The sequence below is a fragment of the Saccharopolyspora sp. NPDC049426 genome, assembly GCF_040676935.1.
GTDB lineage: Bacteria > Actinomycetota > Actinomycetes > Mycobacteriales > Pseudonocardiaceae > Saccharopolyspora.
Map to the genome: position 1 here is coordinate 539,781 of NZ_JBFAPZ010000001.1, position 15,919 is coordinate 555,699.

Annotated in this window: 8 protein-coding genes; 4 read left to right on the forward strand and 4 right to left on the reverse strand. The window is 68.7% G+C overall.

Going from position 1 to position 15,919, the window contains the following annotated elements; all coding sequences use genetic code 11:
• The first annotated feature begins 10 nt into the window (after positions 1 to 10).
• Positions 11 to 949 (forward strand): hypothetical protein, encoded by a 939-nt coding sequence (locus tag AB0J78_RS02665; protein WP_363786202.1) that lies wholly within the window; start codon positions 11 to 13, stop codon positions 947 to 949.
• A 99-nt stretch (positions 950 to 1,048) separates the two neighbouring features.
• Here AB0J78_RS02665 and AB0J78_RS02670 read toward each other — a convergent pair whose 3' ends face one another.
• Positions 1,049 to 4,294 carry a CHAT domain-containing protein gene (locus AB0J78_RS02670; protein ID WP_363786204.1) on the reverse strand — a complete coding sequence of 1,082 codons (3,246 nt, stop codon included), beginning with the start codon at positions 4,292 to 4,294 and terminating at the stop codon, positions 1,049 to 1,051.
• Between the two features lie 1,102 nt (positions 4,295 to 5,396).
• On the opposite strand from AB0J78_RS02670, the gene rpoB reads away from it, so the two are divergent.
• Positions 5,397 to 8,891 (forward strand): DNA-directed RNA polymerase subunit beta, encoded by a 3,495-nt coding sequence (gene rpoB / locus AB0J78_RS02675; protein ID WP_363786206.1) that lies wholly within the window; start codon positions 5,397 to 5,399, stop codon positions 8,889 to 8,891.
• A gap of 116 nt (positions 8,892 to 9,007) precedes the next feature.
• Positions 9,008 to 12,919, forward strand: a complete 3,912-nt coding sequence (locus AB0J78_RS02680) for a DNA-directed RNA polymerase subunit beta' (protein WP_363786208.1) — start codon at positions 9,008 to 9,010, stop codon at positions 12,917 to 12,919.
• A 100-nt stretch (positions 12,920 to 13,019) separates the two neighbouring features.
• Here AB0J78_RS02680 and AB0J78_RS02685 read toward each other — a convergent pair whose 3' ends face one another.
• From AB0J78_RS02685 to AB0J78_RS02695, 3 genes are all read right to left on the reverse strand, one after another.
• Complete coding sequence (locus AB0J78_RS02685) at positions 13,020 to 13,142, reverse strand: hypothetical protein (RefSeq protein WP_363786210.1); 123 nt, start codon at positions 13,140 to 13,142, stop codon at positions 13,020 to 13,022.
• 155 nt (positions 13,143 to 13,297) lie between these two features.
• Entirely contained in the window at positions 13,298 to 13,744 is a 447-nt protein-coding gene (locus AB0J78_RS02690) for a DUF6319 family protein (protein WP_363786212.1), read from the reverse strand.
• Between the two features lie 103 nt (positions 13,745 to 13,847).
• Positions 13,848 to 15,212 (reverse strand): PLP-dependent aminotransferase family protein, encoded by a 1,365-nt coding sequence (locus AB0J78_RS02695; protein ID WP_363786214.1) that lies wholly within the window; start codon positions 15,210 to 15,212, stop codon positions 13,848 to 13,850.
• A gap of 167 nt (positions 15,213 to 15,379) precedes the next feature.
• Here AB0J78_RS02695 and AB0J78_RS02700 point away from each other — a divergent pair, with 167 nt between their 5' ends.
• Complete coding sequence (locus tag AB0J78_RS02700; RefSeq protein WP_363786216.1) at positions 15,380 to 15,913, forward strand: YbaB/EbfC family nucleoid-associated protein; 534 nt, start codon at positions 15,380 to 15,382, stop codon at positions 15,911 to 15,913.
• The last annotated feature ends 6 nt before the right edge of the window (positions 15,914 to 15,919 follow it).

Sequence of the window (15,919 nt, forward strand, 5' to 3'; positions counted from 1 at the left end):
AGTACAGCCAGTGCCTACCAACCGCCGTTCCGGCACGAACCGGCAGCCAGCGGCCCGCCGGCCGAAGGTGGCCGGCCTGCGCAAGCGCCCCACCTCGCCCGCCTCCTCCGAGGAGACCGCGAAGACGGAGGAAGAGGACCAGGTCAACGGCACTGCGGTGACCGATCAGCCGGAGGCCGCCGAGCCCGAGGCCGCCGAGCCCGAGGCCGCGGTCGCTGAAACCGCCTCCGCCGAGCCGGAGACCGCCGGGAGCGAGTCCGCTGAGCCGGAGTCGCAGGTCAGCGAGGCTGTTGCCGCCGACGAGCCGTCGTCCGCGGAGGAGTCGTCCGCCGTCGAGCCGGAGCCGAGCGGGACCGCGGAGGTCGAGACCCAGGACGCCGGCACCCAGGACGCCGAGACCGAGGACGCCGAGGCCGAGGGGTCGAAGTCCGACGTCGCGGAGTCCGGCGAGACCGGCAAGCCGTGGGTGTTGTGGGGCGCGACGGCGCTGCTGTTCGCGCTGGCGCTCTTCTTCGGCGTCTCGACCTACACGACCTACAACACCGGCCCCGCCGCGAACGAGGCGTTGACCTCGGCCGGGGAGACCAGCGAGGTCAACGGCCAGGTCAGCGACGGCATCGAGAAGCTCTTCTCCTACGACTTCAACGACACGGCCAAGACCGAGAACGCCGCCAAGGACCTCCTGGTCGGCTCGGCCGTGCAGAAGTACGACGAGCTGTTCGCCCTGGTCAAGCAGCAGGCACCGCAGCAGCAGCTGATCGTCACCACCACGGTGAAGAACAGCGCGGTGACGCGCCTGGAAGGCGACCGCGCCGAAGTCCTGGTCTTCGTCGACCAGCACGCGATGCGCGCCAACACCGGTGAGTCCAACATCGGCCCCGCTCAGCTCTCGGTCAGCGCCGAGAAGCAGGGCGACAAGTGGAAGATCACCCAGCTCACGCTGCGCTGACCGGCCCCCGAGGCAGCACCAGCGGGCAGTTCTGGTCCGAACCGTCCATGATCGATGACCGTTCCGTCCGGTCAGTTCGGACCAGAACCGCCCCGGGGCTCACGGTCCGACGTGGACGTGGGCGCTCCAGGTCGCGTGTGCGTTCGGACGCGCGTTGCGGATCTCCCGGGCCGCGTTGTGCAGCGCGTAGGCGGCACCGTCGGTTCCGTACCCGCTCTGCCCGAAGACCTCCGAGTAGAAGTCCGCGTGCGCCTCGATCGCGCTGTTCACGTCGACCTCCCACAGGGTGCCGATGACGTGCGTGAACCCGGCGAACCCCAGCGCCGAGGCCAGCGACAGCGCAGCCGCGCACGGCTGATCGGCCGCGGTCGCGACCTGACCCAGGTAGCAGAACTCCGCCTTGTCCAGCGCGACCTGACCCAGCTCGACCAGACCGAGCGGCCGCTGGCCGTCGCGGTCCAGCAGCATCCCGGCGGCGGGCTGGGCGGGGAACTGCGAGCTCGGCTCGCAGATGTGCACCCACGGGTAGTTCGGCAGCATCCGCAGCACGTCGGTCGCGCTGGCGCTCTCGGTCGAGATGATCTCCGCGCCCGGCCAGTGCTGGGCCAGCACCTGGTTCTGCGGCGGCAGCTCGCGCGAGACCTGCTCCGCCGATCCGGCCGCCACCAGCGCCTCGCCCTCCGGCACCGGCCTGGTGCGGGCGCGCAGCAGGCAGCCCAGCGTCGGCGTGTGCGACGAGACGACGCGATCCAGCGCCGAGGCGCCCGCGTGCGCCGTCGCGGAGTGCAGCGGCAGGTAGGCCGATGCGCCGAAAGCGCTCCACCAGACCCGCGGCCAGCGCGCACCCGCGGCCGGTGTGTTGAGGTATCCCATCCGGTCCAGCACCGGGCGCACCAGTCGCACCCACGTCCAGTCCAGCACCTCGGCCATCGACGCGTGGTCGTCCTGCTGCGCGGCGGTCAGCAGCGCGAGGGCCTGCTCGCCCGCCTTCTCCGGGGTGGCGTGCGGGATCGGGACGGTCAGCACCCGGCCGCCGAAGATCACCAGCACGTCCGAGCGGTACCGGCTGAGGTTGACGATCGCCACCGACCCGTCGCCGCCGACACCGCTGAGCTCGGAGAACGGCCGGATCCGCAGATGCGTCGGCTGGACCTCGCGGACCTCGTCGATCAGCACCGCCCAGGACTCGGCCAGCCGCATCCGGTCGTCGGTGTCGCCCAGGTCGGGGTCCTCGGCCGGGCGGTCCAGCAACCGCCGCAGCCGCACGATCTCGTCGGCGAGGTCCGGGTGCTCGCGGTGCAGCGAGCCGAGCTCGCCCCCGCTGGGCAGGAAGTCCGCCAGGATCGCCGACCTGCCGTGCTCGATGAGCTCCACGGCCTTGCCCGGCTCGCCGGCCTCGATGGCGCTGGCCGCCGCATCGGCCACGATCGAGGCCCAGCGCTGCTGCGCGCTCGGCGAGGCCACGACCCGCTTGCCGCGCGTCATCAGCGGCAGCAGCTCGACGGCGGTGGTGAACGACTCCAGCGCCTCCGACCAGCGCTGCTCCTGAGCGCTGATGCGGCCTGCCAGCGCGGCTGCCCGTAGCCGCTGCTCGGCGGGCGCGTTGATCTGGGTGGCGGCCTCGGTGAGCACCTTGCGTGCCCAGCGGTGGTACCGGCGGCGACCGGTGCGCTGGTGCAGCGCCTGCAGAGCCCGGCCGAGCTGGATGGACACCGCCGCCCGCCCGGGAGTGGTGTCCGGCATCCCGATCAGCGCTTGGTCGAACAGCTCGATCGCGGTCTCGACGTCCTGCGCGCGCCCGGCCCGCTGGAACCGGTGCGCCAGCACCGCGCCCAGCTGCACCCACGCGATGTGCTGGGTCTGGGGGTCCGAGGACTTCGCCGCCTCGCGGGCCAGTTCACCGGCGCGGTCCAGGTCGTCGCGGTTCTCGACGTGCTCGTAGCGCACCAGCAGGCTCGTGTTCAGCGCGGTGATCATCCGAGCGCGCTGGGAGGGAGCGGCGGCCTCCACCGACGCTTCGCCCGCGGTGACCGCGGTCTCCAGCGCCTTGGCCTCGCCGCCGTGCATGAAGTGCCTGCGCAGCAGGATCGCGTAGCCGCCCAGCGCGAGCGAGCGGTGGGTGTCCTCGGCGGCCAGCGCCCGCACGGCCGGTGTGATCGGGCGCAGCACGCGGCGCAGCTGGCCGGCCTCGCCGGTGGCGTCGACGTGCTCGGCGGTGGCGGCGGACAGCTGCCAGACGGCCGTGCCCAGTTGCGGGTTCCCGGCTTCGAGGACGCCGAGGACGCCGATGAGCTCGTTGATCGCGGAGTTGAGGTCGGTGAGGTCGCCGTTGCGCTGGAAGCGCAGCCGCAGCCCTTCGGCGTACCGGCACAGCCCGCCGCGGCGGGCGTCGCCGTCGGGCAGCGCACCCGACCCGGCCGACAGGTGCTTGATCGCCTCGTCGAGGTCGTCCGGGTCGCCGTTGCGCTGGTAGCGGCGCATCAGCGCGGCCCCGAGGTTGATCAGCAGCTCGGAGGTGGTGGCATCGCTGGCCGGGGAGATCCGCGCGGCTTCCCGGAACACCGCGATGGATTCCTCGTCGGATTGCGCCGAGTCCGCGAGCTGGGCGTGCAGCTTCAGCGCGTTGGCCAGCCGCAGCAGCACCATGGGGCGCCGCTGGTCGCGCTTGGGCGTCTTCTCGACGGCTTCGCGCGCGACCTGCGCGCTGTCGGCCGCGAACTGGGCCTGACCGGTCTTGCCCGCGAGGTCGGTCAGGGCCAGCGCGAGGTTGCAGTAGTAGAGGATGCGGTCGCGGTCGCCGGAGTGCGCGGAGTTCGTCGCCGCCCGGTAGTAGCCGATGGCGTCTTCGAGATCGGCGAGCTCGCGGCTGCGCACGTAGGTCAGCTGGACGGCGCTGCCGAGGTTGTTGAGCACGCCCGCTCGGGCGGGGTCGTCCTCGCGCAGCACGCCCGCGGTGGTGCGGAAGACCTCGGTGACCCACTGCAGGTTGCTGAAGTCGAGCGTGGTGACGATCTGGTTCATCGCCGCGATCGCGTCCGCGTAGCGCTGCTCGGCGCTGCGACGCTCGGTGCCCCCGGGTTTGGCGCCGACCGCGCTGTGCCCGCCGGTGGCGGGTCCGCCCCTGCCGGGTCCGCCGCCGAAGCCGGGATTGGTCCCGGTGCCGGGGTTGGTGCCGGTGTGCGGACCGCCGGGTCGTGCGTCGGGGCTGTCCGCGGTGGGCTCGCCGTCGTCATCCGGTGCGAACCAACTGGATTGAGGGGGTTGAGGGCCGCTCTGGTCCTTGCCTCCGGTCCAACGCTGCAGCCCGCGGAACCGCTCGCTCGCGCGGCTTGCATCGTCTGTCATCGGTCGTTTCTCCTGTGGCCTGCCGGGCACCGGTCGGGGAAGCCGGTGGTCATCTCACGTTACCGGCGGAGGTATTTGTCGAGTAGCCCATGTGTTACTAGGTGGGATCGCCACAAGGTGACGCGTCCCCCCGGTTGGATGTAATTGCTGAGCTTCGGTTGGTGAAACTACTAGCTCTGCGCGACGGCATCAGCCCCGTAGGGGAAGGTTTGCGGCATCTTGGGGTCTCGATGTGGTCAAGCCGCCTGGATGGTCGCCCGGAGTCGATATCGAGCCCCACAGCGTTACGACGTTCGGGTGGCGGCCGTCCAGGTCACACCACATGCCGCCACTCACCGTAGTCGTTCATGAACGGGCGTTTCCAGATTTCCCGACCCCCGCGAGTGGTCTCGGGTGGTCCCGCTAAATGGTCTGGGCCAATCTTTTCAAGATCGCGAAACCGGACCCTTCGAAATTCGCGCACGAGTTCTGGGGTGAATCCACTCGGGCGGGTGCGAATTGGGGCCCATGGGGCTCGTGGGAATTGTGTGGCGTGCGTCGCGGAAGGGCGGGACGGGCCGAGAATGACCACTTTCAGGTGGAGCTCGACCGCGTCGAGGTGGTCTCGGGTGGTCTCGCGGCGGCCTCGGACGGGCCGGAAGTGTGTTCCGGGTCCCTCCTCTGTGGCCTGAAGGGGGTTCCTGAGCCGTTGTCAAGAGCCGATCGGAGGGGGTTCGCCAAGGGCGTGAAGGAACTGCCGCATGTGATGATCAACAGGCCCTGACCAGGTTAAAAGGGCCTTTCGGTGGTCACGCGAGGTGATCGTGTTTTCCGCCACGAGAGTGATCGATCGGTGATCTCTTGACTGAAAGCGCGTGCGGGTTCACTCTGGTCCTCAACGCGGGGCTGGGCCGCCATCGGTGGGCCCCCTCGACAGCTGGCGTCCTTCCGGCTAGACTGCTACTTTGCGCTGCCCTCCTATTGGTCTGCCCGCACTGGACCGTAGGATGGTCGGCGCCATTGCACCCTTGACAGCTGTGCTAGTGATCTGCGCGCTTGCCTGACGCGCGCTTTTTGCCGTGAGCATGGCTGTAGCCAGTTCAGAGTCCCGGAAGGACGCATCTTGGCAGTCTCCCGCGCGACCAAGGTCTCTGCAGCTTCCAACTACACGTCGGGGATCCCTGGGGCACCCAAGCGGGTCTCGTTCGCGAACATCCGCGAACCGCTGAACGTGCCGAACCTGCTAGACCTGCAGATCCAGTCCTTCGAATGGCTTGTCGGTAACGAGGCCTGGTTCCAGCGCCGGGTCGACGCCGGCGAGGACAATCCGGTTGGTGGTCTTGAGGAGGTCCTCAGCGAGATCTCCCCGATCGAGGACTTCTCCGGATCGATGTCGCTGTCTTTCTCCGACCCGCGCTTCGACGAGGTCAAGGCCTCCGTCGGGGAGTGCACGGACAAGGACATGACCTACGCGGCGCCCCTGTTCGTCACCGCTGAATTCACCAACCACTCGACTGGCGAGATCAAGAGCCAGACGGTGTTCATGGGTGACTTCCCGATGATGACCGACAAGGGCACCTTCATCATCAACGGAACCGAGCGGGTCGTGGTCTCCCAGCTCGTGCGTTCCCCCGGTGTCTACTTCGACCAGTCGGTCGACAAGACCACTGACAAGGACGTCTTCAGCGTCAAGATCATCCCGAGCCGCGGTGCGTGGCTCGAGTTCGACGTCGACAAGCGCGACACCGTCGGTGTCCGCATCGACCGCAAGCGCCGTCAGCCGGTCACCGTGCTGCTCAAGGCGCTGGGCTGGTCCACCGAGGCCATCCGCGAGCGCTTCGGCTTCTCCGAGACGCTGATGGCGACCCTGGAGAAGGACCACACCGGCGGCACCGACGAGGCGCTGCTGGACATCTACCGCAAGCTGCGCCCGGGCGAGCCGCCGACCAAGGAGAGCGCGCAGACCCTCCTGGAGAACCTGTTCTTCAAGGAGAAGCGCTACGACCTGGCTCGCGTCGGCCGCTACAAGGTCAACAAGAAGATCGGTCTCTCGCAGTCCTACGAGACCGGCGTGCTGACCGAAGAGGACATCGTCACCACGATCGAGTACCTGGTCCGCCTGCACGCAGGCGAGATCGAGATGCCCGCTCGCGGTGAGGACGCCGGCGACAACATCCCGGTCGAGGTCGACGACATCGACCACTTCGGCAACCGCCGCCTGCGCACCGTCGGCGAACTGATCCAGAACCAGGTCCGGGTCGGCCTGTCGCGCATGGAGCGGGTCGTCCGCGAGCGGATGACCACGCAGGACGTCGAGGCGATCACGCCGCAGACCCTGATCAACATCCGCCCGATCACGGCGGCGATCCGGGAGTTCTTCGGCACTTCGCAGCTGTCGCAGTTCATGGACCAGACCAACCCGATCGCGGGTCTGACGCACAAGCGTCGTCTCTCCGCGCTCGGCCCGGGTGGTCTGTCCCGTGAGCGCGCGGGCATGGAAGTCCGAGACGTGCACCCCTCGCACTACGGCCGCATGTGTCCGATCGAGACGCCGGAAGGCCCGAACATCGGTCTGATCGGCTCGCTGGCCACGTTCGCGCGGGTCAACCCGTTCGGCTTCATCGAGACGCCGTACCGCAAGGTCGTCGACGGCCGGGTCACCGACCAGATCGACTACCTGACGGCCGACGAAGAGGACCGCTACGTCAAGGCGCAGGCCAACGCGGTCATCGACGACGACGGCAACTTCGTCGACGAGCGCGTCCTGGGTCGACGCAAGGGCGGCGAGGTCGAGCTGCTCGCCCCCACCGAGATCGACTACATGGACGTCTCGCCGCGGCAGATGGTCTCCGCCGCGACCGCGATGATTCCGTTCCTGGAGCACGACGACGCCAACCGCGCCCTGATGGGTGCGAACATGCAGCGTCAGGCGGTGCCGCTGCTGCGCAGCGAGTCCCCGCTGGTCGGCACCGGCATGGAGCTGCGCGCCGCGGTCGACGCCGGTGACGTGATCACCGCCGACAAGGCCGGTGTGGTCGAGGAGCTGACCGCCGACTTCGTCACGATCATGGCCGACGACGGCACCCGCCGCTCGTACCGGATGGAGAAGTTCTCCCGGTCCAACCACGGCACCTGCATCAACCAGAAGCCGATCGTCAACGAGGGCGACCGGATCGAGGCCGGGCAGGTCATCGCGGACGGACCGTGCACCGAGAACGGCGAGATGGCCCTGGGCAAGAACCTGCTCGTGGCGATCATGCCGTGGGAGGGGCACAACTACGAGGACGCGATCATCCTGAGCCAGCGCCTGGTGCAGGACGACGTGCTCACCTCGATCCACATCGAGGAGCACGAGGTCGACGCTCGCGACACCAAGCTCGGTGCCGAGGAGATCACCCGGGACATCCCGAACGTCTCCGACGACGTGCTGGCCGACCTCGACGAGCGCGGCATCATCCGCATCGGTGCCGAGGTCCAGGGCGGCGACATCCTGGTCGGCAAGGTCACCCCGAAGGGCGAGACCGAGCTGACCCCGGAGGAGCGGCTGCTGCGCGCCATCTTCGGCGAGAAGGCCCGCGAGGTCCGCGACACCTCCCTGAAGGTGCCGCACGGCGAGACCGGCAAGGTCATCGGCGTCCGCGTGTTCAACCGCGAGGACGACGACGAGCTGCCCCCGGGCGTCAACCAGCTGGTGCGGGTCTACGTCGCGCAGAAGCGCAAGATCCAGGACGGCGACAAGCTCGCCGGCCGCCACGGCAACAAGGGCGTCATCGGCAAGATCCTGCCCGCCGAGGACATGCCGTTCCTGTCCGATGGCACCCCGGTCGACATCATCCTGAACACCCACGGTGTTCCGCGACGGATGAACATCGGCCAGGTGCTGGAGACGCACCTCGGCTGGATCGCCTCGCGCGGTTGGACGATCGACCCCGATGCCGAGTGGGCCAAGCGCCTGCCGGAGGAGCTGCTCGACGTCGAGCCCGGGACCAACACCGCCAGCCCCGTCTTCGACGGTGTGCGGGAGGAGGAGATCACCGGTCTGCTCGGCTCGACCAAGCCGAACCGCGACGGCGACCGGATGGTCGGCGGAGACGGCAAGGCGCAGCTCTTCGACGGCCGCAGCGGTGAGCCGTACCCGTACCCGACCGCGGTCGGCTACATGTACATCCTCAAGCTGTCGCACCTGGTGGACGACAAGATCCACGCCCGTTCCACCGGCCCGTACTCGATGATCACCCAGCAGCCGCTGGGCGGTAAGGCGCAGTTCGGTGGTCAGCGCTTCGGTGAGATGGAGTGCTGGGCCATGCAGGCCTACGGCGCCGCCTACACGCTGCAGGAACTGTTGACGATCAAGTCCGACGACGTGGTGGGCCGCGTCAAGGTCTACGAAGCGATCGTCAAGGGCGAGAACATCCCCGAGCCGGGTATCCCGGAGTCGTTCAAGGTGCTGCTGAAGGAGCTTCAGTCGCTGTGCCTGAACGTCGAGGTGCTCTCCAGCGACGGCGCCGCGATCGAGATGCGCGACACCGAGGACGAGGACCTGGAGCGTGCCGCTGCCAACCTCGGCATCAACCTGTCCCGCAACGAGAACCCGTCGGTCGACGACATCGCGCACTGACCCTCGCCGCCGGCCCGCGGGCCTAGTCCCGCGGGCCGGCGACCGACCCAACCTGGCACTTGCTTCAACCGGTGGCACCGCGAGAAGCACCATTCGACCAAGGGAGAAGACCCGACGTGCTTGACGTCAACTTCTTCGATGAACTCCGCATCGGCCTCGCCACGGCCGACGACATCCGCCAGTGGTCGTACGGCGAGGTCAAGAAGCCCGAGACCATCAACTACCGAACCCTGAAGCCGGAGAAGGACGGACTCTTCTGCGAGAAGATCTTCGGTCCGACCCGGGACTGGGAGTGCTACTGCGGTAAGTACAAGCGGGTCCGCTTCAAGGGCATCATCTGCGAGCGCTGCGGCGTCGAGGTCACCCGCGCCAAGGTGCGTCGTGAGCGGATGGGCCACATCGAGCTGGCCGCCGCGGTCACCCACATCTGGTACTTCAAGGGCGTTCCCTCGCGGCTGGGCTACCTGCTGGACCTGGCCCCGAAGGATCTCGAGAAGATCATCTACTTCGCGGCCTACGTGATCACCGGTGTGAACACCGAGCTGCGGCACAACGACCTGTCGACGCTGGAGAGCGAGATCAGCGTCGAGCGCAAGCGGACCGCTGACCAGCGCGACGCCGACCTGGAGGCCCGGGCCCAGAAGCTCGAGACCGACCTGGCTGCGCTCGAGGCGGAGGGCGCCAAGAGCGACCAGCGCCGCAAGGTCAAGGAAGGCGCCGAGCGCGAGATGAAGCAGCTGCGCGACCGCGCGCAGCGCGAGCTCGACAAGCTCGACGAGATCTGGGACACCTTCACCAAGCTGGAGCCCCGTCAGCTCATCGCCGACGAGGTCCTCTACCGCGAGCTCTACGACCGGTACGGCGAGTACTTCACCGGTGGCATGGGCGCGGAGGCGATCCAGACCCTGCTGTCGAACTTCGACATCGGCGCCGAGGCCGAGTCGCTGCGCGAGACCATCCGCAGCGGCAAGGGCCAGAAGAAGCTGCGCGCGCTCAAGCGGCTCAAGGTCGTGGCGGCCTTCCAGGCCACCGGCAACGACCCGAGCGGCATGGTGCTCAACTGCGTGCCGGTCATCCCGCCGGACCTGCGTCCGATGGTGCAGCTCGACGGTGGTCGCTTCGCGACCTCCGACCTCAACGACCTGTACCGCCGCGTGATCAACCGCAACAACCGCCTCAAGCGACTGATCGACCTCGGCGCCCCCGAGATCATCGTCAACAACGAGAAGCGGATGCTGCAGGAGTCCGTGGACGCGCTGTTCGACAACGGCCGTCGCGGACGTCCGGTCACCGGCCCGGGCAACCGGCCGCTGAAGTCGCTGTCCGACCTGCTCAAGGGCAAGCAGGGTCGTTTCCGCCAGAACCTGCTGGGCAAGCGAGTCGACTACTCGGGCCGTTCGGTCATCGTCGTCGGCCCGCAGCTGAAGCTGCACCAGTGCGGTCTGCCGAAGGAAATGGCCGTCGAGCTGTTCAAGCCCTTCGTCATGAAGCGGCTGGTCGACCTCAACCACGCGCAGAACATCAAGTCCGCCAAGCGGATGGTGGAGCGCCAGCGCCCGCAGGTGTGGGACGTGCTGGAAGAGGTCATCGCCGAGCACCCCGTGCTGCTCAACCGCGCTCCCACGCTGCACCGCCTCGGTATCCAGGCGTTCGAGCCGCAGCTGGTGGAGGGCAAGGCCATCCAGCTGCACCCGCTGGTCTGCGAGGCGTTCAACGCGGACTTCGACGGTGACCAGATGGCGGTCCACCTGCCGCTGTCGGCCGAGGCTCAGGCCGAGGCCCGGGTCCTGATGCTGTCCAGCAACAACATCCTGTCGCCGGCCTCCGGTCGGCCGCTGGCGATGCCGCGTCTGGACATGGTCACGGGCCTGTACCACCTGACCCGCCTGGTCGAGGGCGCCAAGGGTGAAGGTCTGGCGTTCTCGTCGGTCGGCGAGGCGATCATGTCCTTCGACCGCGGTGTGCTGGACCTGCAGGCCAAGGTCAAGATCCGCCTGCGGGACCTGGTCCCGAACGCGCAGCAGATGCCGGAGGGCTGGGAGCCGGGTCAGGCGTGGATCGCCGAGACCACGCTGGGCCGCGTCTGGTTCAACGAGCTGCTGCCGGAGGACTACCCGTTCGTCGACGACCTGCTGCCGAAGAAGAAGCAGGCCGCGATCGTCAACGACCTCGCCGAGCGGTACCCGATGGTCACCGTCGCCCAGACGCTGGACAAGCTGAAGGACGCCGGTTTCCACTGGGCCACCCGTTCCGGTGTGACCGTGTCGATCACCGACGTGGTCGTGCCGCCGAACAAGACCGAGATCCTCGACGGCTACGAGGCCAAGGCCGACCAGGTCGAGAAGCGGTACCGCCGCGGTGCGCTGTCCTACCAGGAGCGCAACGCGGAGCTGGTCAAGGTCTGGACCGCGGCCAAGGACGAGGTCGCCGAGGCCATGGAGACCAACTTCCCCGAGGACAACTCGATCAGCACGATCGTGAAGTCCGGGGCGGCCGGTAACATGACCCAGGTCGTTCAGCTGGCCGGTATGCGTGGTCTGGTGTCGAACCCGAAGGGTGAGTACATCCCGCGCCCGATCAAGGCGAACTTCCGCGAGGGCCTGTCCGTGCTGGAGTACTTCATCTCCAACCACGGTGCTCGAAAGGGTCTGGCCGACACGGCGCTGCGTACGGCCGACTCGGGTTACCTGACCCGTCGTCTGGTCGACGTCTCGCAGGACGTCATCGTGCGCGAGACCGACTGCAGCACCGAGCGCGGCGTCAAGATGCCGATCGCGGAGTTGCTGCCGGACGGCAAGCTGCTGCGCGACCAGCACGTCGAGACCAGCGTCTACGCCCGCACGACCGCCGAGGACGTCACCGACGCCGACGGCAACATCGTGCTGGCTCGCGGGTCCGACCTGGGCGACCCGGCGATCGAGAAGCTGCTCGCCGCGAAGATCACGAAGGTCAAGGTCCGCAGCGTCCTGACCTGTGAGTCCGCGGTCGGCGTCTGCTCGGTCTGCTACGGCCGCTCGATGGCCACCGGCAAGCTGGTCGACGTCGGCGAGGCCGTCGGCATCGTCGCCGCCCAGTCCATCGGTGAGCCCGGTACGCAGCTGACGATGCGCACCTTCCACCAGGGCGGTGTCGCCGGTGACGACATCACCACCGGTCTGCCGCGTGTCCAGGAGCTGTTCGAGGCCCGCGTTCCGAAGGGCAAGGCCCCGATCGCCGACACCTCCGGCCGCATCCGGCTGGAGGACAACGACCGCTACTGGAAGATCACGATCATTCCGGACGACGGCGGCGAGGAGATCGTCTACGACAAGCTGTCCAAGCGTCAGCGGCTCGCGGCGATCTCGGTGGACGGCACCGAGCGGCAGGTCTCCGACGGCGACCACGTCGAGGTCGGTCAGCAGCTGCTCGAAGGTGCGGTCGACCCGCACGAGGTGCTGCGCGTGATGGGCCCGCGCGAGGCCCAGCTGCACCTGGTGAACGAGGTGCAGGAGGTGTACCGGTCGCAGGGTGTGGGCATCCACGACAAGCACGTCGAGGTCATCGTCCGCCAGATGCTGCGCCGGGTCATCATCATCGACTCGGGTGCCACCGAGTTCCTGCCCGGTTCGCCGGTCGAGCGCTCGCAGTTCGAGGCGGAGAACCGCCGCGTCGTCGCCGAAGGCGGGGACCCGGCTTCCGGCCGTCCGGTGCTAATGGGCATCACCAAGGCGTCGCTGGCCACCGAGTCGTGGCTGTCGGCGGCTTCCTTCCAGGAGACGACCCGCATCCTCACCAACGCCGCTATCGAGGGCGCGAGTGACAAGCTGGTCGGCCTGAAGGAGAACGTGATCATCGGTAAGTTGATCCCGGCTGGTACGGGCATCAACCGGTACCGCAACATCCAGGTGCAGCCGACCGAGGAGGCACGGGCCGCGGCCTACGCGATCCCGTCCTACGACGACAGCTACTACACCCCGGATGTGTTCGGCGCCGGCACCGGTGCGGCCGTCCCGCTGGACGACTACGACTTCGGCCGCGACTACCGCTGAAGTCCGAAGTAACCAGGCGCCCCCTGCCCGACTCCTCCGGGCAGGGGGCGCTTTCTTCGCTTCAACCGATGTTCGTCGTGGGTGTTGTTGTGCGCTATTACTAGCGCTGAGTTTCGTCGGCGATGGCGTCCGCGGACGAGGGCTGCGCGTCGTAGTGGTCGGCGAGGGCTTCCGCCTCGATCTTGGGCATGGGGAGCGTCTGCTCAGCGGGGGCTGGACTCATGCGTCGGAAGTTAGTGCAGATCCGTGGTCAGGCGGAACCGCTGTTGATCATTTCGTTGACTTTCGAGCATGAAAAAGCCCCTGCTGGGCAGGGGCTCTTTCATGTCCAGGGGGCCATGCCTGGGAGGGGACCACGGCGCCCCGGGAGTCCTCGGGTCAGCCTTCGAGCTCGGCGAGGGCCTTGCGGACTCGCTCGACCTCGGCTTCGAGCTCGGCGAGCTTGGCCTCGTGCTGCTGGCGGGCTTCGTTGATGACGCCTTCGATTGTCTCGGAGATCTCCGAGTTGAGCTCGGCGGCGGCCTTGGACACGGCGGCGGCCGCGACCGGCAGGGCCTGCACGACGCGCTTGCCCTGGTGCATCAGGTCGGCCTGCCACTCGCCGTCGGCGGTGCCGGTGACGGTGAGCGTGAGCTCGACGGTGCGGGTCTTCTTCGCGGTGCTCTTGCGGGTCTGGCGCTTCTTGGGCGCCTCAGCCTGAGCCTCGGAGGACTCGGTGGCCGCCGGAGCCGGGGTTTCGGACGAGGGGGCCTCGGTCGCGACAGCGGAGGGCGCCGTGCTGTCCGCGCCGGTGGTCTCGGCCGGAGTGGTCTGCTCTTCGGTCAACTCTGTGCTCCTGTGTATCGCGGGAGGGGACACCAGAATAGAACAGGTGTTCCCCATCTGTTGCAGTGGACACGCCGACGACGCGCAGTGTCGCCTGAACGGGTCACCGTTCGAGGACGGCGACCAGGGCTTGCAGTGCGGGACGGAACGCGCGGTCGGAGGGCGCCGCGTACCCGACGATCACGCCGGGCGGGTGCGAGCCGGGGCTGAGCCAGTGCGGCCCCAGCACCTGGAGCTCCACCGACCGCCGCCGCGCCCTGTCGAGGACTTCGAGTTCCGTGGGTCCTTCCGGATCCAGCTGCAAGGTCACGTGCAGTCCCGCCGAGATCCCGGCCGGGTGGGGCCGGTGGTTCGCACGCATCCCGCGCAGCGCTTCACCGAGCTGGGCGCGACGCTGACGGTAGGCGGCGCGCGATCGGCGGACGTGCTGATCGTAGGCCCCCGACAAGATCAACTCAGCCATGGCCAGCTGTTCGAACAGCGGAGCGTGCAGTCCGCTGTGCCGCTTGAGCTCCCGGACCGGTTCCACCAGCCGCGACGGCAGCGCCAACCAGGCCAAACGCAGCGCGGGCGCCAGCGTCTTGCTCGCCGTGCCCGCGTAGACGACGTTGTCCGGCGCCATTCCCTGGAGCGAGCCCATCGGCTGCCGGTCGAAGCGGAACTCGCCGTCGTAGTCGTCGTCGATGACGAGCATGTCCTCGTCCTTGGCGCGCCGCGCCAGCTCCGCCCGTCGCGCGGAGCTCATGCTGACGCCGAGCGGGAACTGGTGCGCCGGGGTGACCACCACTGCTCGGCTGCGCAGCAGCGACACGTCGATGCCCTCGTCGTCGACCGGGATGCCGTGCACCGACATCCCGAACCCGGCGGGGATGTCCCACAGGTGCGGCGCCGACGGGTCCTCGAAGTCGACGGAGGACTCGCCTCGATCGGCAAGGGCATTGCTGAGCAGCGACAACGCCTGCGTGTAACCGTTGCAGACGATGATGTTGGCCGGTGTGGTCGCCACCGCTCGCTCGCGCGCGAGGTAGTCGGCGAGCGCTTCGCGCAGCCGCGGATGCCCCTGCGGATCGCCGTAGTCGAGGTCGTCGGTGGGCACGTCGCGCAGCGCGCGGCGGCTCGCCGCCAGCCAGTCCCGGCGCGGGAAGGCGCTCAGGTTCGGCCGACCCGAGCGGAAGTCCCAGCGCGCTACGTCCGGCTGCGCGGGCTCGGGCGCGTCGGGCTGCGCGGGGGTCGCGAGAAGCTCGGCGACGACGGTGGGAGCGCCCTGACGGGCGACCAGGAACCCCTCGGCGACGAGCTGGTCGTAGGCGCGGGTGACGGTGCCGCGCGCGATCCCGAGCTCCTGGGCGAGCGAGCGCGTCGAGGGAACCCGGCTTCCGGCCGGCAGCGACCCGTCCCGGACGGCGGACCTGAGGGCCTCGGCCAGCTGCCTGCTGTCCGGGTGAACCAGCCCAGCGAACCATCCCACCGTCACGGTCCAGACCTTAATACCTGGAGCGGTGCCCGGTCCGCGCAGCGGTGCCTCCCGGGCCACCGTGATTCTCGCCTCGGTGGGAAAAATCCGATCCGGCCTGCCGGCGCACGATCGGTTGATAACGTGCTCAGCCGCTGGACAGTTGATCGACGGGGAGTGTCGTGGCGGAGGATTTCGGCAGGGACATCGGTGCCGCCGAGCGGATGGTTCGCGAGTGGCAGGACCGGGCGGCGGAGAAGGCCGAGAAGTTCAACCGCCTGCAGCAGCAGGTCGAGCAGATCTCGGTGACCGAATCTTCCCGCGATGGCGCGATCCGGGTGACCGTGGCGTCCACCGGGATGCTGCAGGACCTGCAGCTCGCCGACAACGCCAACAACCGGCCGATGCCCAGGCTCGGCGCGGAGATCATGCGGCTCGTGCAGCAGGCGCAGGCCAAGATCCCCGGGCAGATGCAGCAGGCCGTCGAGGGCACCGTCGGGCTCGCCGACTCGGCCGCCCAGCACGTGCTCGACCAGGCCCGCAAGCACTTCCCGGAGCCCCCGCCCGAGGAGGAGTCGCCGCGCGGCGCCCGGCCGAACGAGATCCGCCCGGCCGCCGAGGACGACCACCAGCCGCCGCAACGTCGGCAGTCGCCCGGCCGCCGCAGGCCCGACGACTTCGACGACGACTTCGGCAACGGCTCCTTCCTGCGCTGACCCGGG

What these genes read in the sequence shown, in the direction of transcription:
- AB0J78_RS02670 (WP_363786204.1), bottom strand. Translation starts at nt 4,294, where the DNA reads ATGACAGACGATGCAAGCCGCGCGAGCGAGCGGTTCCGCGGGCTGCAG.
- AB0J78_RS02685 (WP_363786210.1), bottom strand. Translation starts at nt 13,142, where the DNA reads ATGAGTCCAGCCCCCGCTGAGCAGACGCTCCCCATGCCCAAGATCGAG.